The organism is Chondromyces apiculatus DSM 436 (assembly GCF_000601485.1).
Lineage (GTDB): Bacteria > Myxococcota_A > Polyangia > Polyangiales > Polyangiaceae > Chondromyces > Chondromyces apiculatus.
This window is the reverse complement of the sequence record NZ_ASRX01000030.1, coordinates 19,274-41,309: the sequence shown is the minus strand read 5'-3', so window position 1 is coordinate 41,309 and position 22,036 is coordinate 19,274. Positions and strand designations below refer to the sequence as shown.

The 22,036-nt window shown below is 70.9% G+C and carries 19 protein-coding genes; 9 read left to right on the top strand and 10 right to left on the bottom strand.

Annotated elements, in window-relative coordinates:
• The first annotated feature begins 35 nt into the window (after positions 1 to 35).
• From CAP_RS20295 to CAP_RS20285, 3 genes are all read left to right on the top strand, one after another.
• Positions 36 to 1,091, top strand: coding sequence for an iron-containing alcohol dehydrogenase family protein (locus CAP_RS20295; RefSeq protein WP_044243598.1), 1,056 nt, complete (start codon positions 36 to 38; stop codon positions 1,089 to 1,091).
• A gap of 118 nt (positions 1,092 to 1,209) precedes the next feature.
• A complete protein-coding gene (locus tag CAP_RS20290) occupies positions 1,210 to 1,419 on the top strand; it encodes a hypothetical protein (RefSeq protein ID WP_044243596.1) in 210 nt (69 codons plus the stop codon).
• A 33-nt stretch (positions 1,420 to 1,452) separates the two neighbouring features.
• Positions 1,453 to 2,097, top strand: a complete 645-nt coding sequence (locus CAP_RS20285; protein WP_044243594.1) for a MarC family protein — start codon at positions 1,453 to 1,455, stop codon at positions 2,095 to 2,097.
• A gap of 54 nt (positions 2,098 to 2,151) precedes the next feature.
• Here the strand turns inward: CAP_RS20285 and CAP_RS20280 are convergent, their stop codons facing one another.
• On the bottom strand, positions 2,152 to 2,748 hold the full coding sequence (locus CAP_RS20280; RefSeq protein ID WP_044243592.1) for a hypothetical protein: 597 nt from the start codon (positions 2,746 to 2,748) through the stop codon (positions 2,152 to 2,154).
• Positions 2,749 to 2,959: 211 nt separating this feature from the next.
• Here CAP_RS20280 and CAP_RS20275 point away from each other — a divergent pair, with 211 nt between their 5' ends.
• Positions 2,960 to 5,446, top strand: coding sequence for a DUF2169 family type VI secretion system accessory protein (locus CAP_RS20275; protein WP_044243589.1), 2,487 nt, complete (start codon positions 2,960 to 2,962; stop codon positions 5,444 to 5,446).
• 37 nt (positions 5,447 to 5,483) lie between these two features.
• Here the strand turns inward: CAP_RS20275 and CAP_RS20270 are convergent, their stop codons facing one another.
• Genes CAP_RS20270 through CAP_RS20255 form a run of 4 tightly spaced genes read right to left on the bottom strand, consistent with a single transcriptional unit; the run spans position 5,484 to position 10,868 of the window.
• A complete protein-coding gene (locus tag CAP_RS20270; RefSeq protein ID WP_044243586.1) occupies positions 5,484 to 5,891 on the bottom strand; it encodes a hypothetical protein in 408 nt (135 codons plus the stop codon).
• A complete protein-coding gene (locus CAP_RS45065; protein ID WP_052375556.1) occupies positions 5,888 to 7,348 on the bottom strand; it encodes a PAAR domain-containing protein in 1,461 nt (486 codons plus the stop codon). The genes CAP_RS20270 and CAP_RS45065 overlap by 4 nt, the downstream gene beginning before the upstream one ends.
• A 21-nt stretch (positions 7,349 to 7,369) precedes the next feature.
• Positions 7,370 to 7,798 carry a DcrB-related protein gene (locus CAP_RS45060; RefSeq protein WP_052375555.1) on the bottom strand — a complete coding sequence of 143 codons (429 nt, stop codon included), beginning with the start codon at positions 7,796 to 7,798 and terminating at the stop codon, positions 7,370 to 7,372.
• A gap of 43 nt (positions 7,799 to 7,841) precedes the next feature.
• Positions 7,842 to 10,868, bottom strand: coding sequence for a type VI secretion system Vgr family protein (locus CAP_RS20255; RefSeq protein WP_231511586.1), 3,027 nt, complete (start codon positions 10,866 to 10,868; stop codon positions 7,842 to 7,844).
• A gap of 279 nt (positions 10,869 to 11,147) precedes the next feature.
• On the opposite strand from CAP_RS20255, the gene CAP_RS20250 reads away from it, so the two are divergent.
• Positions 11,148 to 11,708, top strand: a complete 561-nt coding sequence (locus tag CAP_RS20250) for a nuclear transport factor 2 family protein (protein WP_081865078.1) — start codon at positions 11,148 to 11,150, stop codon at positions 11,706 to 11,708.
• 36 nt (positions 11,709 to 11,744) lie between these two features.
• On the opposite strand, the gene CAP_RS20245 is transcribed toward CAP_RS20250, so the two are convergent.
• The 3 genes from CAP_RS20245 to CAP_RS20235 all read right to left on the bottom strand — a co-directional run bounded on the left by CAP_RS20245 (position 11,745) and on the right by CAP_RS20235 (position 15,381).
• Entirely contained in the window at positions 11,745 to 12,335 is a 591-nt protein-coding gene (locus CAP_RS20245) for a cysteine peptidase family C39 domain-containing protein (RefSeq protein WP_156040975.1), read from the bottom strand.
• Between the two features lie 104 nt (positions 12,336 to 12,439).
• Positions 12,440 to 13,903 (bottom strand): FHA and sigma-54 interaction domain-containing protein, encoded by a 1,464-nt coding sequence (locus tag CAP_RS20240; protein ID WP_081865077.1) that lies wholly within the window; start codon positions 13,901 to 13,903, stop codon positions 12,440 to 12,442.
• Complete coding sequence (locus tag CAP_RS20235; protein ID WP_044243580.1) at positions 13,900 to 15,381, bottom strand: serine/threonine-protein kinase; 1,482 nt, start codon at positions 15,379 to 15,381, stop codon at positions 13,900 to 13,902. Before CAP_RS20235 ends, CAP_RS20240 begins: the two co-directional genes overlap by 4 nt.
• 555 nt (positions 15,382 to 15,936) lie before the next feature.
• On the opposite strand from CAP_RS20235, the gene CAP_RS20230 reads away from it, so the two are divergent.
• Genes CAP_RS20230 through CAP_RS20215 form a run of 4 tightly spaced genes read left to right on the top strand, consistent with a single transcriptional unit; the run spans position 15,937 to position 20,184 of the window.
• The gene (locus CAP_RS20230) at positions 15,937 to 17,163 is read left to right on the top strand and encodes an efflux RND transporter periplasmic adaptor subunit (protein ID WP_044243579.1); all 1,227 of its coding nucleotides are present in this window, start codon (positions 15,937 to 15,939) and stop codon (positions 17,161 to 17,163) included.
• Entirely contained in the window at positions 17,163 to 17,858 is a 696-nt protein-coding gene (locus CAP_RS20225; RefSeq protein WP_044243578.1) for an ABC transporter ATP-binding protein, read from the top strand. Before CAP_RS20230 ends, CAP_RS20225 begins: the two co-directional genes overlap by 1 nt.
• On the top strand, positions 17,855 to 19,021 hold the full coding sequence (locus tag CAP_RS20220) for an ABC transporter permease (RefSeq protein ID WP_044243576.1): 1,167 nt from the start codon (positions 17,855 to 17,857) through the stop codon (positions 19,019 to 19,021). The genes CAP_RS20225 and CAP_RS20220 overlap by 4 nt, the downstream gene beginning before the upstream one ends.
• A complete protein-coding gene (locus CAP_RS20215) occupies positions 19,018 to 20,184 on the top strand; it encodes an ABC transporter permease (protein WP_044243574.1) in 1,167 nt (388 codons plus the stop codon). The genes CAP_RS20220 and CAP_RS20215 overlap by 4 nt, the downstream gene beginning before the upstream one ends.
• A 3-nt stretch (positions 20,185 to 20,187) precedes the next feature.
• Here the strand turns inward: CAP_RS20215 and CAP_RS20210 are convergent, their stop codons facing one another.
• Together CAP_RS20210 and CAP_RS20205 are read right to left on the bottom strand one after the other, a co-directional pair.
• Positions 20,188 to 20,730: a PD-(D/E)XK nuclease family transposase gene (locus tag CAP_RS20210; RefSeq protein ID WP_197041268.1), complete on the bottom strand. Its 543-nt coding sequence runs from the start codon at positions 20,728 to 20,730 to the stop codon at positions 20,188 to 20,190.
• Between the two features lie 318 nt (positions 20,731 to 21,048).
• Positions 21,049 to 21,984: a hypothetical protein gene (locus CAP_RS20205; RefSeq protein WP_156040974.1), complete on the bottom strand. Its 936-nt coding sequence runs from the start codon at positions 21,982 to 21,984 to the stop codon at positions 21,049 to 21,051.
• Positions 21,985 to 22,036 lie beyond the last annotated feature (52 nt).

The following is a 22,036-nucleotide window of genomic DNA, read 5'->3' as shown; positions in this document are numbered from 1 at the left end:
GCGCCTGCCCGCCGCGCCTGCCCTCCGGAGCGCCCATGGTCTCGCATCGTCAGCAGCTCGCCGTTCCCAGCCTGGTCCGCATCAAGCCGGGCGCCCTCGATCGGGTGGGCCTCTACCTCGCGCGCGACGGCCACCGCCGCGTGGCCCTGCTGATCAGCGCCGGGATGCTGCCCGAGATCGGCGCCCGCGTCCGGGAGAGCCTCGCTGCGCATGGCGTCGAGGTCGTGCGCAACGACGAGGTGAGCGACGCGAGCTTCGAGCACGCTGCCTCCCTCTTTGCCGGCCTGCCGTCCCCGTGCGCCGCCGTGGTTGGCGTCGGCGGCGGCCGCGCCCTCGACGTCGCCAAGTACACCGCCTTCCTCGCCGACCTGCCCTGCGTTGCCGTCCCTACCTCGCTCTCGAACGACGGCTTCTGCAGCCCCCAGGCGAGCCTGTGCCACGCTGGACGGCGGCGCTCCCTCCCCGCCGCCATGCCCGCCGGCGTGGTCGTCGACACGGCCGTGTGCCTCGGCGCCCCCGACGCGCTCTGGTGGTCTGGCGTCGGCGATCTCTGCGCCAAGGTCACCGCCGTCGCCGACTGGAAGCTCGCCTTCCACGCGCGCGGCACCCCCGTGAACGACCTCGCCGCCCTGCTGTCCGACGCCACCGTCTTCCAGTTCATGGCGCGCCCTTCCGGCGACCTCGAAGGCGTCCGCCTCCTCGCCACCTCGCTCATGCTGAATGGCATCGCCATGGCCGTGTGCGGCTCTTCCCGCCCTGCCAGCGGCAGCGAGCACCTCATCTCCCACGCCCTCGACGCTCTCTCCGAGCGCCCCCGCCTGCACGGGCTGCAGGTAGGCGTCGCGACGTACCTCGTCAGCCACCTGCAGCGGCAGGGGACCGAGCGCATCGCCGCCGTCCTCGACGCCACGGGATTCTGGAAGGGGGTCGAGGCCGACCCCTTCTCGCGCGCGACGTGGCGGGAGGCGGTGCGCCTCGCGCCCTCGATGAAGGACGACTTCTACACGGTGCTCTCGTCGCGCGACTGCGCGGACGAGGTCGCGGACCTCCTGACGCACGACCCGCGCCTCCAGCGTTGCTTCGTCGACTGACGCGCTGGCCAGGGGAGCCGCGCCGGCCGCGCCGACATCGCGAGCGCTCTCGCCACCCTCGCCCCTGCACCTCGCGCGGCGACCTTTCCAGCGCCGCCGCAGCGCAGTAACCTGCGCCGTGCTCGCCCGACAAGGAACCTTCCTCACCCTCACGCTCCTCGCGCTCCTCTCGGCGGGATGCGCCTACCTCAAGGAGCAGGCCGCGGGCTCCTGCACGCAGAGCTGTCACGGCCTCGACCACGAGGCCCACACCGAGTGCATCTCGCGCTGCGGCGGCGCGCCGCCCAACCCTTCGCGCGCCGCGGCCGAAGAAGAGGAAACGAAGTAGGCGCGCTTCGGGCGTCCTCGCGCAGAGCTGCCCTTGACCGAGCTCCTCTCTCACTTCCTCGTCTCCCTCTCGGCGGTGTTCTTCATCGTCGACCCGTTCGGCATCGTGCCGATCTTCCTGGCCATCACCGCCGGCTCCCCTCCCGAAAAGGCCCGCGAGACCGCGGCCCGCGCCTGCCTCACCGCGTTCGGGATGATGACCTTCTTCGCGCTCTTCGGTGGCGCGGTCTTCAAGATCTTCGGTATCAGCCTGAGCGCCTTCCGCATCGCGGGCGGCCTGCTCCTCCTGATGACCGCGCTCGACATGCTGCGCGCCAAGCCCTCCGGGACCCGGACCTCACCCGAGGAGACCGAGGAGGGCGCGCAGAAGGACGACGTCGCGCTCGTCCCCCTCGCCATCCCCCTCCTGTCGGGCCCCGGCGCCATCGCCACGGTGGTGGTGCTCATGTCCCAGGGCGGCCCCGGCGTGCTCCCGGCAGCAGCCGTCCTGCTCTCGATAGCGATCACCTTCATCGCGTCGTACTTCATCCTCCGGGGCGCCGCGCTCGTGCAGCGCGTGCTCGGGCGGAGCGGGATGGCCATCCTCGAACGCACCATGGGGCTCATCCTGGCGGCCATCGCCGTGCAGTTCGTGGCCGACGGCGCGCTCGACCTCATCGCCCCCGCCCGCCCGCACTAAACGTGCCTCTGAGCGCGGCGTCCCCTGGGTCAGGGGACCTTCCCGCCCCTGCGCTCAGGCGCTCCGGCGAGCGCGCTTGCCGTGCGTCGCGGGCCGCAGCTTCTCGCGGCTGCTCTGGCGCATGTCCCGCGTCAGCTCGCGGACCTTCTTCGCCTCGTCACGCGACACCTGCCCGTCGGCGGCCACCTGCTTCAGTGCCTCCCGCACCGCGGCCGCGCCCGCCTCCATGTCCTTGCGCACCTGCGCCCGTACCGGCGCGGGCACGGCGTGCTTCTCCATCGCCACCTCCACGTTCGCGCGCGTCTCGCGGATGCGCGCCTCGACCTTCTCCTGGAACGCTTTCGCGGTCATGGGAGGCTGGATCTCGCCGGGCCCCCGCGCCTTGCGCCCGCCCTGCTGGCCCCTGCGCGCCTCGCCAGGCTTGCCGTCGCGCCCGTCACCGGGCTTGCCCTTGCGCGCCTCGCCAGGCTTGCCGTCGCACCCGTCGCCGGGCTTGCCCTTGCGCATCTCACCCTGCTTGCCCTGCGCGTCACCCTTCGCGGCGACCGGCGCGGGCTGACCCTCGTCGGCGAACGCGGCGGCCGGAGCCACCCCGAGCGCGACCGAGAGGGCGAGGACGGTGGAACGAACGATGGTGCGGATGCTCGACATGATGACGCTCCCTGCAGCGGCGCTGCGTTGGTTCGCCAGGACGTCATTGCAGCCCGCATGCCACGCCGCCGCCGCCTGGCTCCCGAGAAATCCCGGACGAAGTGGCTGCGGACATCCTGCCGCACCCGCGCTCCTGCGGAGAGCGAGGTGCGGAGCCTCCACCGCACCCGCGGAGCCTGTCCTGCTTGCGGGTGCGGTACACTCGGCCACGATGGACGTCGTTTCCGCGTGTGTTCTCCCCATTGCCTCGATCACCTGGCAACCCAGACCTGGCTCTTTCGCCCTCACCGTCGTCGTCGCCGCCACCTACGCCCTCGCGCCCGGCGAGTCCCAGCTCGCCCCCGACCAGGAGCGCCCGGTCGAGGCGGACGCCTACTGGAACGACGACGACCGCCGCAGCCTCCGAGCCGCCACCGACCTCGTCCCCTTCAAGCCCCGCGCGGACGTTCTCCTCGTGGGTCATGCCCACGCCCCTGCGGGCGAGCCGGTCACCGCCCTCCCGACCCGCCTCGTCGTGGGCGCCCTCGACAAGACCCTTGAGGTCCACGGCGACCGCGCCTTTACCGCCGACGGTGACCTGCGCCGCCTCGCGCAGTTCACCCGCATGCCCCTCCGCTGGGAGCGCGCTGCCGGCGGCCCGTACACCGCGAACCCCGTCGGTGTGCGCCCGGACGCCCCTCCCGACGCGCAAGGCATGACCCCTGTCCCCAACCTCCAGCTCTCCGGCTCGCGCGTGACGGCGCGCGGCACCCCCATCGAGCCAGCCAGCTACGGCCCCATCGCTCCCACCTGGCCGCTGCGCCTCACCCGCCTCCAGCGCCACGCCGCCACCTGGAACCAGCTCCACTGGTCCCAGCGCCCGATGCCGAACGACATCGACCCCGGCTATTTCAACGCCGCGCCTCCGGACCAGCAGCTCGATGAACTGCGCGGCACCGAGCGCATTGTCCTTGAGAACCTGCACCCCGAGCATCCGCGCCTCGTGACCACCCTCGCGTCGGTCGTCCCCCGCGGCGTCGCCGAGCGCGAGGGCGGCGCCCCCGAACCTCTCCGCTTCCGCTGCGACACGCTCACCATCGACACCGATCGCGGCCGCTGCACCCTCACCTGGAGGGCCACCCTCACGCTGCGCCATCCCCTCGAACGCGGCCGGGTGGTCGTTTCCCTGGAGGGCGCCATAAACAGCGCGCGGCCTGCGTCGCCGCTGGAGACCGCGGCGAGCAGCGTGCGGCCTGCATCGCCGGGGGAGGCCGCGGCGAGCAGCGCGCAGAAGCCTCCTCTCTTCGAGCCACCGCACAGCAGCCCACGACCTTCTCCTTCCCGTCACGACGAAGCTCTTGGGCGGCCCAAAGCAGCGCCTCCCGCGGCGGAGACTGTGCTCGGCCTGCAGGACCTCGGCGCGGTGATGCCCTTCGTGCCGAGCGCAGCTTCTGCGCCGGCAGCCCGCCCTTCCTCGAACGCCGGTCCACCGCCGAGCGTGCGCTTCCCGCCACCGGATCCTCTCCGATCTGCCGCACCCGCAGCACCCGCGGCACCCGCGGCACCTCTGGCAGGCTCGCCGTCCGCCCCGGCGCCGCCGGTGTCTTCGGCATTCGCCAGATCCGCGTCTCCCGAACCTTCCGGCCCCCCTCAGGCGATGACGGTCGCCCTCCCCAGCGACGCCTCTCCCGCGGACGGCCAGCCCTCCGCCAAAGGCTTGCCCTTCGTCTCCGGCGCGCGGGCCCTCTCCTCGCTCTCGGCTCCCGCAGCGACCCCCACCGCTTCGCCCTGGAGCCAGCCGGCGAGCCCCGCCCGACCTGCGGCCTCCTCGCCGCCCTCGCCTCCACCCTTCGCGCCTCCCCCGGTGGTGCAACCGGCCCCACCCGCTTCTGCGGCACCTGCCAGTGCGTCGTCCGAAGCTGCGCCGCTGGTCTCCACCCCTGCGCCGCTGCGCCCTTCGTACCTGTCCGCGGGCGCCTCCTCATCGGCGCCGCTGATCCCCTCGTCGACACCGGCCGTCCCGCCTCCCTTCCAGCCCTCCAGCGCCTCTTCTGCTGCGCCGCTCGTACCAGCGACCCCGCCCGCATCTCCCTCGCCCGCGCCGGTCACGGCACCTGCCCCCCTGCAGCCGACGGCACTCCCGGCGGAAGAGCCCCCGGGTCCTCCCTCCCTCATCGGGCCGCTGGCCACGCCCGACATGGCCGCCCGGGCCACGCCGAAGCCCGCACCCGAGTCTGCGGCCGAGCCCGCGACCCCTCCGGCCCCCGCCGAGCCCGAGGCTCCGCCGCTACCCCTCGACGAGTACCCGCTCATCCGGTGTGCCACGATCGCAGCCTCGATCGCGCGCGCTCCGGAGAGGCGCGACGCCATCCTGAAGGCGCAGAGCCTGGAGCCGGAGCGCTGGGCGGCCCTCGAACAGCACCACGCCGCCGCGATCCAGGAGGAGACCCAGCGGGGACGCTCCATGCTCCTGAGCGCGTACGACGGCACCTACGTCAAGCAGCTCGAAGCGGAGCGCGGGCCGATCAAGGTCGAGGACTACGCGCGCCTCGTGGTGGCCGGCGAGCGCGGCGCCGCCGCCTCGGCCCTCACCGCGCGCGGGCTGCCTCCCGGCGCGCTGCTCCGCATCCAGCGGGTGTGGATGCGCAAGCTCGCGGGAGACGTCGCGCTCGCTGCGGCGGTGCGCAAGGAGCTGGAGGCTGCCCGCGCGGAGGACTGAGCATGGCGCGTGGCGGACGGGACAGGCGGCAGCGGGATCAAGGGATCGGCTCACCGTAGGTGAGGACGAGGTTGCTCGTGTCGTTGCGCGGGTTGTACGCGGCGACGGCGGAGCCCCAGCTTCCCCTGAAGGGAGACTGGCCGAGCTGGTCTCGGATCCACGCCTCGTGACGCCGCAGCATCTCCCCCTTCTCATCATCCGCGGGATCTTGGCTGAGGTAGAGGTGGATCGACTTCAGCGTACGGTTGAAGAACGACAGGGTGAGGTGCACGGGCGTCCCGTCGCTGCACCGGGTCTGTACCACGAACGATTCCCAGGGCAGGTTGTGGATGTAGGGAACGGCCTTCGGGCCGAGCGGCGAGCCCGCGAGTTGCTGTGGGGTGAAGGATGCATCGAGGACCACCCCGTGCTCGAGCTGCATCGCACCCGTCTCTCGATCGATCATGGTCTGCCTCCAGGCCGCTGGGAGCCCACATCGTTCCCCGGGTTGGTGACTGCAGGTGTTCCAGCGCTGCTGATGCCGCCGACACCCGGGAGTTCGTAGCGGCCACGGCCCGCGGCCGTCGAGGGAACCAGCACGGGATTCGGCGACGGTCTCAGGTCGACTTTCCCGACCTCCACCAGCCTTCCTTCCCACGCGTTCGAAAAATGCTGCTGAATACCGCCCGCCCCATAGCGCGGATTGGCGACGGTCGGGCCGGTGGCTCCCTCGAAGTCACGGGTGACCCTGAACACCGAGAGCTGATTGCGGTAACCGAGCGGATTGTCCGGCGTGATGTACTTCGGGTTTGACGACCCCTGGACCTGCACGCCCTGAAAGTAGTCCTCGCGCGTTCCTCCACCCCTGACGATGACCCGGTTGTACTCCGCTTCGGAGATGAAGAAGCCGGTGGGGTTGCCGTCTCTGTCGGTACCCCCGTAATAGAGCTCGTCCCTGCGAAATGTGGTGTTTCGCAGTGGGTCCCTGCCGGGATAATCCGGGGTTCCCTGGAATCTGGCGGCTGCCGCGGCCTGCGAGTTGGGATCGAGCCTCGATGCGTGCGCCTCGCGTGCCGCCAGCTGCATCGGCCTCTCGCCGGCGACCGAGGCGACGTACCTGCTGTAGCTCGTCGAGCGGGACATCAAGGGCCTCATCAAGGCGGCTTCCGTCCGCGCGACGGATGGGATCCTGCCGATCCTGCCGCCGGCCCTGCCGGACAACCCCCCGCCGAGCAGCGAGCCCAGGAATCCGGCGATCTTCTGCCCGTCCTCGCTGAGGCCGAGCTGGGCTGCGGCCGCCTGCGCGAGCATGCCGCCGCCGAGGGAGCCCAGGGTACCGACGACAGCCACCACGGGCCCTGCGAGGACCACCGCGCTCGCGAACCCGACCGCGAAGACGATGCCGTGCACGTAGCCCGGCACCTCGTTGTCGATCTCCAGCGTCTGCACGGTCGCGCCGCCGATGATCACGTTTGGCGACCCCTCCTGGATCTTCGAGCCGCACTCGATCTTGTCGTCCACCCGGGAGGCCGGCAGGCCGTTGATGGTCACCGTCGCGCTGCCCTGAGCGATGTGCTTGCCATCGTGGGCCGGCAGCGAGAGGGGCGGCGTGCCCGTGCAGGCCACGATGTCGTCCGTGGCCCTCGCCGAGCGCCGGCTGTTCACCGTGGTGTCGGGTGAGCCGCTGGCGATCCCTCCGGTGATCGAGCCTCCGGCGCCGGAGAGAGAGCCCAGAAGCTCGCCGAGCCCTGCGCCTCCCGCCGCGCCAGCGCCGACCACGGCCGCCGCGATCACCCCGGCGCCGAGCCCTCCGGTGAACACCACGAACAGGCCGATCGCCGCGCCTGCGGCCGCGCCGATGAGCAGCCCGGTGAGGGCGTTGGAGTGCTGGATCGGATCGTCGATGCGGGCCGCAGCGGTCATGTCGCTCCCCCTTGTCGCTGGCTAGCGGTTCAGCCGGAAATCGGCGAGGAACGCACCGAACATCTCTTCCCAGGCGGGCTCGAGGCGCCCCTTGCAAGTCGCCGACACCAGCAGGACCCCGCCCGAGAGGGGGGCGTAGAGGATCACCTGCCGCTGGAACATCGCCGTCGGTCCCGACATCCAGGTGTAGTCGAGCTGCACGGCCGGTTCTCCATCGAGCACCGCCTCGCCTCGATGAAGGATGCGGAAGAGCGGCAGCCGTTGCTGCAGGACGCCGAGCTGCCGCTCCACGTACACCGCCAGGGCCTCGCCCTGGAGAGGGCGGTCGCGGATCACGACCACGCTCAGATCACTCGGCCCGTCGTCCGTCAGGGAGAAGACGTTGACCGTCTTGTCCTTCAGCCCCTCCGGAAGACGCGTGGAGAACTCGTTCGCCTGAAAGCTCGTCATCGACCATCCCTCCCTTGCAAACGTGTCATCGGCCGCCCCGCTCTCAGGGATTGATCTTCACCATGGGCCCACCCTGGATGAGCACATCGCCCGCGTTCGCGATCACGTCGATGAAATCGGCGGTGATGAGGATACCCGCCCCTTGCAGGACGATGGTCGCCCCTTTGCCGGTGGTCAGCACGATCGTCCCGTCGGTGTGCGTCGTCGTCGTCGCGCCCCCCGACTCGGTCGCGATGGTCAGCTCGTGCTTCACGCCCACCGCGTTCAGGTCGTTCTGGCCGATGGCCGTCACCCGGTTGATCCCGACCGTCACCGACTCGTTTGCGACCACGCGCTTCGTGCGGTTCCTGCCCACCGTCAGCTCGTCGTCGTTCCTCACGAGCTTCGTGCGGTCGTGCCCCACGGTCACCGTCTCGTCGTTCTTCACCAGCTTCTGCAGGTCGCGCTCGGCTTGCATGCGCAGGAGCTCCCGGCCGGCTGCGTCCTCGAACATCAGCTCGTTGTAGCCCCCGGTGCTGGTCGTCGAGTTGCTCTTCCAGCCGCTCTGCGTCTTGTTCGCGGGCAGCGCGTACGGGGTCTTCTGCAGGTTCGTGTAGAGGCGCCCCACGATGACCGGCCGGTCCGGATCGCCGCCGAGGAAGTCGACGAGCACCTCCTGCCCGATGCGCGGCAGGCTCGTCCCGCCGTACCCCGCCCCGCCCCAGGGCTGGCTCACGTGGATCCAGCACGAGCTCCCCTCGTTCATCTGGCTCTCGCGGTCCCAGTGGAAGTGTACCCGCACCCGCCCGAACTCGTCGCAGTGGATCTCCTCGCCCGAGGGGCCCACCACCGTCGCGCTCTCCACCCCGCTCACCTTCGGCTTGACCGCCGCGAGCGGCGGCCGGTACGGAAGCTCCGCGCTCACCGCCTCGCACTGGTGCCCCCAGTCTCCATTGGGCGTCCCCATCAGGCTCGACTCCACGATGAGGAGTGGCCGATCGGGCCCCAGATCGCTCTTCGGGTGATCGAGCATGCTCATCACCACCCCCGGCCCGAGGTCGTGCGCGTTCGTGGTGAACGCGCACGTCTTGGCCCTGACGCGCTTGGCCTCCAGCCGCTTGCGCGCCAGCGCCTCGCCCTCCCTCTCGTCAGTGCGCGCCCTGCCGCGGTCGTCGGCGACCGGCGAATCCTCGCCTCTGTCCGCGCGGAACAGGAAGGCTCCCGGCGTGTAGTGGAACCGCTCGAGCCGCGCCTCGATGCCGCTGTTCGTCGCCTCTGCGCTCGCCATCAGCCTGTAGCTCGGTGGCCGCCGGTAGTCGTGGTCCCGCATCGTGTAGCGGCCGGGGCGCACCCGCTGACCGACGCGCACCGAGGTCACGTGCTCCCGGTCGGGTGCTGTCATGGCCGCGTCGCGGTAGGCGATCTTCTCCGCCCGCGGCTCCCGCGACTGCGGGCTGTCCGTCAGCGTGAGCTTCGTCTCCCCGTCCACCTCCTCGAACAGGAAGGTGATCCCCGCATCCTCCAGCATCCTGGAAATGAAGTCGTAGTCCGTCTCCGCGTACTGCACCCGGTACTTGCGGCCCTTGTACGTCTCGGTGAGCTTCATCTGCGGCTCGATCGCCCACTCCGAGAGGATCCTCTGCACGATCTCCGGCTCCGAGAGCTGCTGGAACATCCGGTAGTTCCGCCGCTGCGTCAGCAGCCACAGCGTGGGCACGATGGTCAGCTCGTACGTCGACAGCCCCTCCTCCTCGACGCGGATTTGCTGGAGGTGGTTGCAGAGCCCCGTCCAGGAGCGGGTGTGCGCCCCTGACCGGAACGTGAAGCTCGCCGGCTGCCCCACCACCCCGTCGAACGGCACGTCGGCGTTCTCGCTCACCACCACGAGATGGATGGCGAACAGCGAAGAGAGCCCCTCCTCGACCGAGAACTGGCGGATGTCGAGCGTGTCGCCCGACGCCACGGTCACCTCGAGCAGTGGCTGGCCCGTGTCCTCGAGCGTGCCCCCGAGGCCGCCGCCGCCCGGGATGTTCTGCTGGAGGACGCCTCCCACCCTGTCGGCCATCCCGGCTGCGGTGCGCGCCACAGGCGACGACCCGAGCGCCGACGTGGCCATGTCCCGCACCGTCCCCGCGGGGTTTCCGCGCACGGCCCCGACCAGCTCGGACACGGTCTTGCCAGCCTCCACGGCCTCCCTGGGGACGACCCCCGCCGACGCCGCGAGCTCGCTCAGCTCGAGCAGGTTCGGCCCGCGCGCCACCGTGGCGATCGCTTGTCCCACCTTCGCGACCTTGCCGCTGACCTCTGCGACCTTCCCTCCGGCGATGGCCCCCACGCGCGTCGTGGTCGATGCCAGGAGATCGCCAGCCTCCGCGGCACCGAGCCGCTGCGCCCCCTCGCCTCCGGCCGACGTCGCAGCCGACGCGGTATCCCCTCCCGCGTCGGGTATCCTCGCCCCGAGCCCCCCGCCCCCGCCGGCGCCCGCCCCCGACAACACCCCACCCACGCGCTCTGCGAGCCCGGAGCCCCCCGATGAGGCGCCCCCACCCGTGCCTGCACCAGCCCCACCCGCGGCGGTCGCACCACTGCCGGCGCTTCCTGCGGCAGTGCTTCCCGACGAGGCACCACCTCCCGTGATGGCGGCGAGCCCCGCCGCGACAGTGCCTGCAGCAGCAGCACCTCCAGCAGCGGCAGCGATGCCTGCGAGACCGGACAGCCTTGCCGCACCTGAGCCTCCAGGGATCGAAGCACCTCGTGCTCCCCCTGTGGCTTCGGCGAGCCCTGGTAGCCGGGAGGGCGCAGCGCCCTCGGTGCCTGCCGCGTTCGCACCCTGCGCCTGTCCTGCAGGTCCAGCGATGCCGAGGAGCCTGGAGGGGTCGGCATCACCGGCGCCTGCATCGCCCTGCGCTCCTCCCCCAGCGCCGCCGAGCCCGAAGGGCCTGGAGGGGTCCGCGTCGCCAGCGCTCGCGCTGCCCTGAGAGCCAGGCGGCTGGACCTGGGCAGCAGGGCGCGGCACGGCGCCCAGTACGTCGCGGAGAGAGGCCTCGTCAGAGGCGTCGAGGTCGCCGGGGGACTTGGCGTCGGAGCTCATCCAGGGATTCTCACGAAGGCCACGACAGCGGGGGAGAGGGGCTACCCGGGACCGGCTGGGCCTCCAGCGCCCGCGACGGCACGCAGCAACCCGTTCTCCTCGGCGCGTTCGAGGTCAGGACGGCCGTCCTGCTCCGGTGACACCGGACTCATTTTTGTGGACCATACCTCTCCGTCAGCCGTCAAGAGCAGCACCGAAGCGAGCTTGCCAGGTCGAGGCCCGGACCACGTCGTCCCACCATCGAGCAGCGCTCCGCGGTACATTTCCAGAGGTAGAGCGATGCCGATTCGAGCCGATGTCAGGGCCCTTCTTCTCTGTGGACTCACCGTGCTCGGTGTGGCCTCGCTCGGCTGCGGGCGGGGCTCCCCCGAGCGGGCCAAGATCACCGCGTCTGCCGAGACCGAGTACCGCGCGGCCATCACCGCGGTCCTCGATGGCTGGCACGCCGCCGCCGCCGCTGCCGACGAGGAGGGCTACTTCAAGCTCCTCACTCCCGACGCCGTCTTCCTCGGCACCGACGCCGCCGAGCGCTGGGACGTCGCCGCCTTCCGGCGCTACGCACACCCCCACTTCGCGCGCGGCAGAGCGTGGCGCTTCAAGGCGGTGCGCCGCGACATCGCCCTCCACCCGAGCGGCGACGTCGCCTGGTTCGACGAGGACCTCGCCACCGAGAACCTCGGCCCTGCCCGCGGCAGCGGGGTGCTGGTCCACGACGGCGCGACGGGCGCCTGGCGCATCGCCCAGTACAACCTCGCGCTCACCGTGCCGAACGCGCAGCTCGCCGAGGTGATGCGCCTCGTCGCCACGCATGGGTCGGCGCCCGTACCGCCCGCGCCCTGATCCCTGCTGGCGCTCCGCCCGCGGACGCGCCTCGGCTCAGCCCATGGAGGCGCTCTCGGAGAGGACGCGCCCCACGTTGGTGATCCCCTTGAACAGCCCCCCGAGGCCCACGGCAAACCGCGCCACATTGCTGACGATGCCCCCCCATTTGGAACGAAAGTCATCCCAGCTAAGGTGCGGGCTCGACCCGTAGTTGGTCACGAAGACGCCTGCGTCGTTGTAAGCGTAGACCACGAACCAGTGGGCACCATCGCCAAGCCCGAACAGTCCACCCGTGTTCTGGATCACGCAGATCACGGGGCACGAGGCGCGGACACACCGCCTCAAGGTCTCGATGTTGTTGGCGGTGCCGAGGCGACGGGCGCGGTAGGCCGAGAGCGTCTCCACCACGCGCTGGGGCGACGAGCCGGCCCTGCCGAACAGCAGGTCCGGAGGGTGCGACCGCTCGATGCTACGCAGCGTCGCGATGTCGGGCCTCGCGAGGCCGCAGTACGTCAACAAAGTCGCGCACGCGGCAGGCCCGCAGACGGTGTCCTGGTTCGTCCCGTCACCGTTCGTGTACTGATAGAGACCGGAGACCCCCGCAAAACCTCGGGTGTTCGTCCGCGCGTAGATCATACCGGGCATCGCGTGACGCTCCTCTGCGCAGAGGACACCAAGCCCCTCGGGAGGGGTCAAGGCCCTCGGGGTCTTGGCGTCACAGCGTCACGGCGCCGCGCCGCGCCACGCCCTCATTCGTTCGTCTTGATCCCGAAGCGCCCCATGAGCCGCTGCAGGTGACGCCGGTCCACGCCCGCGTCGCGCGCGGCCTTCGACACGTTGCCCCCGCTCTGCGCCAGTATCGCGTCCACGTACGCCCGCTCGAACCGCTCCACCCACACGTCCTTGGCCTCGTGGTACGGCAGCCGCAGCAGCTCGTCCTCCAGCTCCCCGCGTCCTCCCGACGTCGCCGCGCCACCCCCGGCAGGCGCGCTCCCGCCGCCGCTCCCGCCCCCGTCCTTGGGCCGCACCTCCACCTCGCGCCGCGTGCCGCCGGGGTCGCCGGGCGCCGCCATCGCGCCGAGCACCGCCCACCGCTCCACGATGTTGCGCAGCTCCCGCACGTTCCCCGGGAAGTCGTAGCGCGTCAGCATCGCGATCGCCGTCTCGTCGAGCGGCACGATCGGCGGCTGCCCCGCGGCCGCGCGCCGCCGCGCCACCTCGTCCTGGATGTGGTCCACGAGCAGCCGGATGTCCTCCAGCCGCGTCCGCAAGGGCGGCACCCGTACCACCACCACCGCCAGCCGGTAGTACAGATCCTGCCGGAACTTCCCCGCCTGCACCTCGCGTGCGAGCGACCGGTTTGTCGCCGCCACGATCCGCACGTCCACCGTCCGTGTCCGGTCGGACCCCACCGGCTTCACCTCGCGCCGCTCCAGCGCCCGCAGGATCTTGGCCTGCATGTCGAGCGGCAGCTCCCCCACCTCGTCGAGGAACAGCGTCCCCCGGTCCGCCGCCACGAACGCCCCGGGCCGCTCCCGCACGGCCCCCGTGAACGCCCCCTTCTCGTGCCCGAACATCTCGCTCTCCAGGAGCTCCCGCGGGATCGCCCCGCAGTTCACCGGCACGAGCGCGCCCGGGCGACCGCTCGCCTCGTGCAGCCCCTCGGCGGCCAGCTCCTTCCCCGTCCCCGTCTCCCCCTCGATGAGCACCGTCAGATCGCTCGCCGCCACCCGCTCGAGCAGCGCGAACATCTCCCGCATCGCCGCGCTCGCGCCCATCATCCGCCCGAAGCGCGCCCGCGGCGACAGCTCCTGGTCCACCGTCTCGGAGAGCGGCTGGAGCCGCAGCACCGTGTTCCCGAGCCGCACCAGCGTGTCCTCGGTGATCGCCACCCGCTCGATGCGCAGGTCCCCCGCGAACGTCCCGTTCGTCGACCCCAGGTCCGACAGCGCGAACCCCTTCGGATCGAGCCGCACCGCCAGGTGCTCCCGCGACACCGCCGGGTCCCGCAGCGGCACGTCGGCCTCCGGGTTCGTCCCGATGCGCACCTCGTCCTGCGCGAACACGAACGACTTCCCCTGGTCTTGCGCCTCCGGTGCGTCGACCACCACCACGCGCAGCTTGCGGATGCGCCGGATGGAGGCCCCCGTCTGGGCGTCGATCACCTCGGTGACCGGTCCTCGTCGACTCCCTGCGGGCGGCGCCGGGATCAAGGTTCACCCTCGCCGTCGCCGTCTTCCCGGCGGGCCGAAGGCAGGATCACGATGTGCTCGTTGGGGCGCACCTGGAAGGTGTACTCGCGGCGGTTTCCGCGGGGTAGCACGATCGCCAGGGTGTGGGCGCCAGGGGACAGCGTCACCCCTCCGCCGATGGGCATGCTGAACGGCTTGCTGTCCAGCTCGAGCTGCGACCGCCGCGGCAGCGTCCCTGCGATCGACAGCTTCCCCGGGCTGCGCCGATCCCCGGCCCGCCCGATGAGGATCCCCACCACCAGCACCAGCGCGAACCCCAGCGTCAGCGCCACCCAGGGGAGCCGCGCCGCCGGAGCCACCGGAGCTACAGGAGCCAGCGCAGCCGCCGGCGCCACCGGTGCGGGGAGCCCTCGCGCCTCGGCGATGCGCGCGGCGATCGCGTCACCTCCCTGCGCGCTGTTCGCGGGACCGCCACCGAGACCTGCGCCGTGCTCACCCGCGTGACTGCCCTCGTGACCACCCCGCGCCCCGCGCGCCTCTTCGGGGCCAGGGTTGACCGCCACCCTCCCGGGCGTCGGCGTCCCCGCGAGGGTTGGCTCGGGCCGCCCCGGCATCACCATCGGCGCGGTCGGCGTCGGCCCGACCGACGCCTGCTCTCCCGCCCGCAGCACGTATTCCGCGAGCAGCCCGCGGTCCACGGGCAACCCCTCCAGCGTCGCGCGCAGCGCCTCCACCGTCGGCCGCTGCTCGGGCCGTCGCGCGAGCGCCGCCGAGACGCCGGGCAACGCTTGCTCCAGCGCCGCCATCTCCCGCGGCAGCTCTGCCCGCGTCGCCGCCTCCACCACGTCCCGCTCCGCGAACAGCCGCCTCCCGAGCACGCACTCCGCCAGCACCACCCCGAGCCCGTACGTATCCTCCGCAGTGCTCGCCACGCTCCCCGTCCCCGCGAGCGCCGCCTCCGGCGCCACGTACCCGGGCTTTCCTGCCACCTCGTCCCGCCGCTCCCCTGCGCGCCGGGCGATGCCCAGATCGAGCAGCCGCGCCTCCCCCGCATCGTCCACGATCACGTTCGAGGGCGTCACGTCCCCGTGCACCCACCCCGCCGCGTGCAGCGCCGACAGCGCCCGCGCAAGGTCGCGCCCCACCCCCACCGCCGCCTCCGGTGGCAGCGCGCTCCCTCGCCCGAGCAGCTCGTCGAGCGCCACCCCGCGCACGTGCTCCAGCGCCACGTAGGGCAGCCCGGCGATCTCCCCCGCCGCTTCCAGCGCTGGCAGCCCTGCCGCCCGCACCGCCTCCAGCACCTCCGCTTCCCGGGCGATCGCCTGCGCGGCGCGCCCCGAGGCCCGCTCTCCCACGAGCGGCCGCTTCACCACGAAGGTGCGCCCGCTCCGGTCTCCGAGCCGCACCGCGACCAGCACCTCGGCCATCGCGCTGCGCGCAAGGCGCTGGATGAGCAGAAAATCTCCGAACAGCTCGGGCACGAAGGGAGGAGCAGACACGCGGCTCGATTGTGGCACGTCGCGGCCGGCGAGAGGCCCCGGAAGCGCGCCTCCAGAACGCCGCGCCACGTCTCGTCACGTCTCGTCACGCGCCCCTGCTGCCTTGCGCGGCGCCGCCTCTACCAATGGTGCCCCAGGTGATTGCAGTGCGCGGCTCGGGCCCGCGGACGACCATTCCAGTGACGCAACGACGCTGCGACGCGGACAGGCAATCGCAGGAGGGCAACGGATAGTTGCCAATCGCAGCGCCGGAACGACGACTGCTCTTTGCAATGACGACGCCGGCGTCAAGTCCAATCGCATGACCTCCTGCTGTCACGCTCCAGAGGCCACGCTATGGGGCAAAAAACCGCGATAGCGGCGCCGTTGTGGTCCGACGCACTCACCATGCAGAGAGGGTGGAAGCCTGTGGAATTTCGCGCAGGGGCGCGCAGCCCGTGGAATTACACACTTGGACACGTAAAGGATTCAGGGCTCACAAGAAGCGACTTTTCGGACGAATACATTCATCTTTGGTGATTGGTTCGGACCCACCTCGGTGGTAGACGCCGGCCGATGTCTGATCAGCTCAGCTCTGACCTGGCATCCCTCAGGATCCAGCGCGACGTCGACCCCGACCGTCGCAGCCCCCTCACCACGGTCCTGCTCGTCCTGGCAGGCCTGGGAGCGGTGGGCGGGATCGCCACCTACGCAGTCCCCCGGGCGCAGAGCGCCATCTTCAAGACCGAGATCGCCATGACCGAGGTGGCCCTGGTCTCCCCGGCGCAGGCTTCCATCACGGTGACGTCCACCGGCTACGTGGTGCCTCAGGTCACCTCGCGGGTGGGATCGAAGATCCCCGGGCGCGTCGCCAAGATCCACGTGAAGGAGGGCGATGTCGTCAAAACGGGAGACCTGATCGCGGAGCTCGACGACTCCGACCAGCGCAGCGCGATCACCGCCGCCCAGGCGCGGGTGGCGGCGGCGCGCGCCAGGGCCCTCGCCTCACGGGCCAACCTGACCGAGGTCCAGCAGCAGGTGGACCGCGAGCGGGCCCTGGTCGAGCAGCGCGTCACGGGCAGGGCCACCTTCGAGGATCTGTCGGCGCGGCTCCGGGCGCTCGAAGAGTCGGCGAAGGCGTCGGAGGCCGAGGCGAGCGCGCTCGCGGCGGAGGTGGGGAGCCTCCGGGTGGGCCTCAACGACCGGAAGATCTTCGCGCCGATCAACGGCACCGTGGTGACCAAGCCGCCCGAGGTGGGCGAGAGCATCTTCCTCGAACGCCCCTTCCTCATGGAGATCACCGACTTCGGATCGCTGGTCGTCGAGACCGACGTGCCCGAGAGCCGGCTCTCCCAGGTCGAGCCTGGCAAGCCTTGCGAGGTGGTGCTCGACGCCTACCCGACGAAGCGCCACCGCTGCACCACCCTGGAGATCGGAAAGCGCGTGAACCGCGCCAAGGCCACGGTGCCCGTGAAGGTGAAGTTCACGGACGAGACCGCGAACGTGCTCCCGGAAATGAGCGCGCGGGTGAGCTTCCTGAGCGAGGCGCTCTCCACCCAGGCCATGAAGGAGCCCCCGAAGCGCATCGTGCCCGAGAGCGCGATCGTGGAGCGCGCAGGGGCGAAGATGGTGTTCGTCGTCGATCAGGGGCAGGTGAAGATGACCCCCGTGAAGCTCGGCGCCCCGGCGCCCGGTGGCTTCGAGATGCTCGACGGCCCGGCGCCCGGCACGCGCCTCGTGTCGAACCCGCCGCCAGATCTCGCGGACGGACAGAAGATCAAAGAGAAAGAGAAGGGGAGCTGATGGGAGAGGGACAGCGTGAGGGTAAGAAGCCGATCGTCGAGCTCGATGGCGTCGGCAAGACGTACTTCCGCGACAAGGAGCCGGTCGTGGTGCTCGACAACATCTCCCTCGACATCGAGGAGGGGTCCTACGAGGCGCTGATGGGCCCCTCGGGCTCGGGGAAATCCACGTTGCTCAACCTGATCGCGGGGCTCGACCGCCCCTCGCGCGGGAGCGCGCGGGTCGCCGGTCAGGAGCTGTCCGGGATGAGCGACAGCGCGCTCGCCACGTTCCGCTCGCGGACCATGGGGTTCATCTTCCAGGCCTACAACCTGATGCCGGTGCTCACCGCCGTGGAGAACGTGGAGCTGCCGCTCCTCCTCACCAAGCTCTCCCGCGGCGAGCGCAAGAAGCGCGCGCAGACGGCGCTCCGGGTGGTGGGCCTGGAGGAGCGCATGAACCACTACCCGCGCCAGCTCTCCGGCGGCCAGGAGCAGCGCGTCGCCATCGCCCGGGCCATCGTCAACGACCCGCGGATCATCGTCGCCGACGAGCCCACCGGGGACCTCGACCGGAAGAGCGCCGACGAGATCCTCACCCTGCTGGAGAAGCTGAACAAGGAGTTCAACAAGACCATCCTCATGGTCACCCACGACCCCCAGGCCGCGGAGCGGGCGACGGTGATTCACCGGCTCGACAAGGGGAACCTGTCGTGAGCCTGCTCTCCATCGCGGCGCGCAACCTGCTCCGCAACAAGTTCCGCACCATCTTCACGGTGCTCGGAGCGGCGGTGGCGGTGCTGGCCTTCGTGTTCATCCAGACCATGCTCACCTCGTGGAGCGCGGGCGTGGAGTTCGCGGCCAAGGACCGCATCGCCACCCGGCACAAGGTCTCCATGATCCTCCCCCTGCCGAAGCGCTACGCGGACACCATCCGGGAGGTCCCCGGGGTGAAGCACGCGAGCTACTTCCAGTGGTTCGGCGGCGTCGACCCCAAGGACAAGAACAACTTCTTCGCGAACACGGCCGTCGAGAGCAAGACGGTCTTCGACATCTACGACGAGATGGTGGTGGCGCCCGAGGACAAGGCGCGCTGGCTCGCCGACCGTCAGGGCGCCATCGTCGGCGCGGTGCTCGCGAAGAAGATGGGCCTCAAGGTGGGCGACAGGGTGACCCTGCAAGGCACCATCTTCCCGGGCGACTGGCAGTTCAACGTCTCGGGGATCTACACCGCGTCCCGCCGCTCCATCGACCAGTCCCAGTTCTTCTTCCACTGGGACTACCTGAACGAGTCGGTCCCCGAGCCGCAGCGCGACCAGGTCGCCTGGATCTCGGCGCGCCTCGACGACCCCACCCGGAGCGCGGAGGTCAGCGCCGCCATCGACCGGATCTTCGACGAGAAGGACGTGCAGACCGCGACCATGAGCGAGCGGGCGATGAACCTCTCGTTCATGGCGATGTTCTCCGCCGTCCTCTCGGCGCTCGACGCAGTCTCGATCATCATCCTGGTGATCATGGTGATGATCCTCGGCAACACCATCGCCATGGGCGTGCGGGAGCGGACGCGCGAGTACGGCGTGCTCCGGGCCGTCGGCTTCCAGCCGAAGCACGTGGGCCTCTTCATCCTCGGCGAGGCGCTGACCATCGGCGTCCTCGCGGGGGTGGTGGGCCTCGGCATCTCCTACCCGCTCGTGGAGCTGATGTTCGGCCGGTTCCTGGAGGAGAACATGGGCGGGATGTTCCCCTACTTCCGCATCGCCCCGATGACGATGGTCGCCGCGGTGCTGCTCGCCGTCACGCTGTCGGTGGTGGCCTCGCTTATCCCCGCCTACCGGGCCGCGAAGCTGTCCGTGACCGACGCGCTCCGGAGGGTCGCATGATCCCGGTCGCCTACAACCTGAGGAACCTCGCCGTCCGGAAGACGACCACCCTCGCCACCGCGGCCGGCCTGGGCCTGGTGGTGTTCGTGTTCGCGTCCGTGCTGATGCTCGCCAACAGCATCGAGCGCACCCTGGGCCGCTCCGGCAGGCCCGATGTGGCCATCGTCCTGCGCAAGGGCTCCGACGCCGAGCTGGCCAGCGGCATCGAAGCGCAGCAGGTCAGCCTGATCCTGGGCAACGCCGACGTGGCCAAGCGCCCCGACGGCAAGCCCGACGGCGTCGGCGAGATCGCCGCGGTGATCCTCCTCCCGAAGCTCGGCACAGACGGCGAGTCCAACGTCCAGGTGCGCGGCGTCCCCGACGACGTGATGGCCTTCCGCCCCTCGGTGACCCTCGTCGAGGGCCGCCCCGCGCAGCCCGGGAGCGACGAGGTGATCGTCGGCAAGGCCATCTCTGGCCGCTTCAAGGGCCTCACCCTCGGCCAGTCCTTCGAGCTGCGCAAGAACCGCCCCCTGAAGGTGGTGGGGATCTTCGCCGACGGCGGCTCCTCCTTCGAGTCCGAGGTGTGGGGCGATGTGCACTCCGTCGGCTCCGCGTTCGGCCGCCAGGGCTCGATGTCCTCGGTGCGCGTCCGCCTCCTCTCCCCGGCCAAGTTCGATGGCTTCAAGGCCTCCATCGACCAGAACCAGCAGCTCGGCCTCGAGGTGCTGCGCGAGACCGACTACTACGAGAAGCAGTCCGAAGGCATGAACGTCTTCATCGGCGCGCTCGGGATCAGCATCGCCTTCCTGTTTTCCGTCGGCGCGATGATTGGGGCGATGATCACCATGTACGGCTCCATCGCCAACCGTCAGCGCGAGATCGGCACCCTGCGCGCGCTCGGCTTCTCGCGCTTCAGCATCCTCCTCTCGTTCCTGCTCGAATCGATCTGCCTCGCCCTGATCGGCGGCGCCATCGGCGCCCTGGCCTCCCTGGCCATGGGCATGGTGCGCTTCTCGATGGTGAACTTCGCGAGCTTCTCCGAGGTGGTGTTCACCTTCGAGCCCACCCCGGGGATCATGCTCGGCTCCCTGGCCGTGGCCGTGGTGATGGGTCTCTTCGGAGGCTTCCTGCCCGCCGTGCAAGCGGCGCGGATGAGCCCCATCAAGGCGATGCGGGGCTGACGGTCACGCGCCCACGGAGGTCGGAGCCCCTGCGCCGTCAGGATGATCCGGCGACGACCTCTGCTGCGGAACCCGCCGTGGCGGCGCGCGTGATCCACCGATCGAGTGTGGCGACTTCCGTGCATCCCGTGATGTTGGTGAGCTCCACCGCCGCCCGGTGCGGGCCGGCGGCAGCTCGGGTGGCACCTCCGTCACGTGGAGGAGCTGCATCTCCACCACGAAGGTCGTCCCCGCGCGGTCGCGGCACCGGACATCCAGGATGGAGAGCTTCGCGCCAGCGGCCAGCGGGAGCTGCTGCGGAGGCAGGTACTCGATGCTCTCGATGGTCCGCTCCCCCTGCCGATCGAGCAGGTCGTTGAGCAGGACCGCGAGGATGTCCGGGCGCTTCGCGAAGTGGACATGGTGTTGTCGGTCGCCGACGGTGGCTGGTCCCGCCGTAGACCAAGTGCGGGAGGTCCCCGGCGCCCACGCGTTCCCGCCGTGGACCAGGTGCGGGAGGCGACCGGCCGCACCTCTTCCCGCCAGCACCACGGTCTCCTCGCGCAACACAGGCCATCCCGCGCGGGTCCTGGGGTCTGTGGAGGTGTGCGGTCTCCAGAGCGTCTGCCGCTTCGGGCCTGACGCCCGTCGCCTCGGGAAGCGGACCATGGATGGCCCCGTCCGTGTGTATGAGGTCGCTCGCGGCGCGCCTCTCACTCCCAGAGCATCTCCGCCGTCCGACGACGCACCGGTGTAGGGGCTCCGAATCACCCCCGTCGTCGCTGTGAGCGGAGGCGCTCTAGGGGCACCCCGGCGGGATATGTGGGAGATGTCCGTTGTTGGCCCGGAACGCCGGTTTCGTTCAGCGCTCTTCGGAGCGACCGCTCAAGAGATCGCTTCGGGGGCGTGGGGCCGGAAGCGGGGCACGTGGCGCACGGGGCGGATGGGCGCCTGCGGCGTCGCGACGGTGGCGGCGACCGGCACGCCGGGGACCACCACCTGCCTGCGACGCCGGATGAACCCGATCAGGGCGGCGGCTCCGCCAGCGACCACGGCCCCGAGCGCGAAGGGGATGAGGGCGTCCCAGGGGCTCGTCTTGCGGCTGACGCCTTCGGCCATGCCCATCGCGACGGCGCGGCTCGCGCGCTGGATGCCGAGCGCGAGGCAGGGACCCTCGGGGGGACAGGTGGAGAGGTCGACGGCGAGCTGCTCGGTAGCACCTGCCACGGCGGCGGCAGCAGTGCGGCGGGCCAGCAGCGCGGCGCCGTCGCCCAGCTCCTCGGTGCTGATGCCCATGCCTTCGGCGGCCTGACGGCGGAGTTCCTCGGCGACGGCCTTCACGATGGCCTGACCTGCGGCTCCCGAGACATCGCCGACGAGTGCAGTGACCTCGGCGCGCGAACCATAGGCGCCTTCCAGGACGCCGCTGGTCACCGAGGTGGCTGCGGCGCGCGAGACGCGCTGGAGTGGCGCGGCCTGGTTGTCGAGTGCCTCGAGGGTGCCGGAGACGGCGTCACGCGCGACGGGCTCGATGATGCCCCGCTTCTTGCCGCCGCTCGGGCCATCTCCGCCTCGTCCTGCCGTGGTCCCCGCGCCAGATGCCAGGGATTCGCGCTCGGACTTCCCGTCGCCCCGTGCGCCGCTGGCAGGCGCCTGGTCATCGGCGACATGGTTCTCCATGGCGTCGAGCACGCCCTCCGTGGCGCCCTTGCTCGCCTGACGGATGCATCCTGTGGGGATCAACGCCGCGCCGAGGAGCAGGATGCCCGCCGATCGTCGCAGGAGGCCGGAGCGCGTTCGAGGCAGATGGTGGTGTTGCACGGATCCCAGCGCTTTCACACTCCGTGCCGTACGTGCTGGGCCAGATCGATCA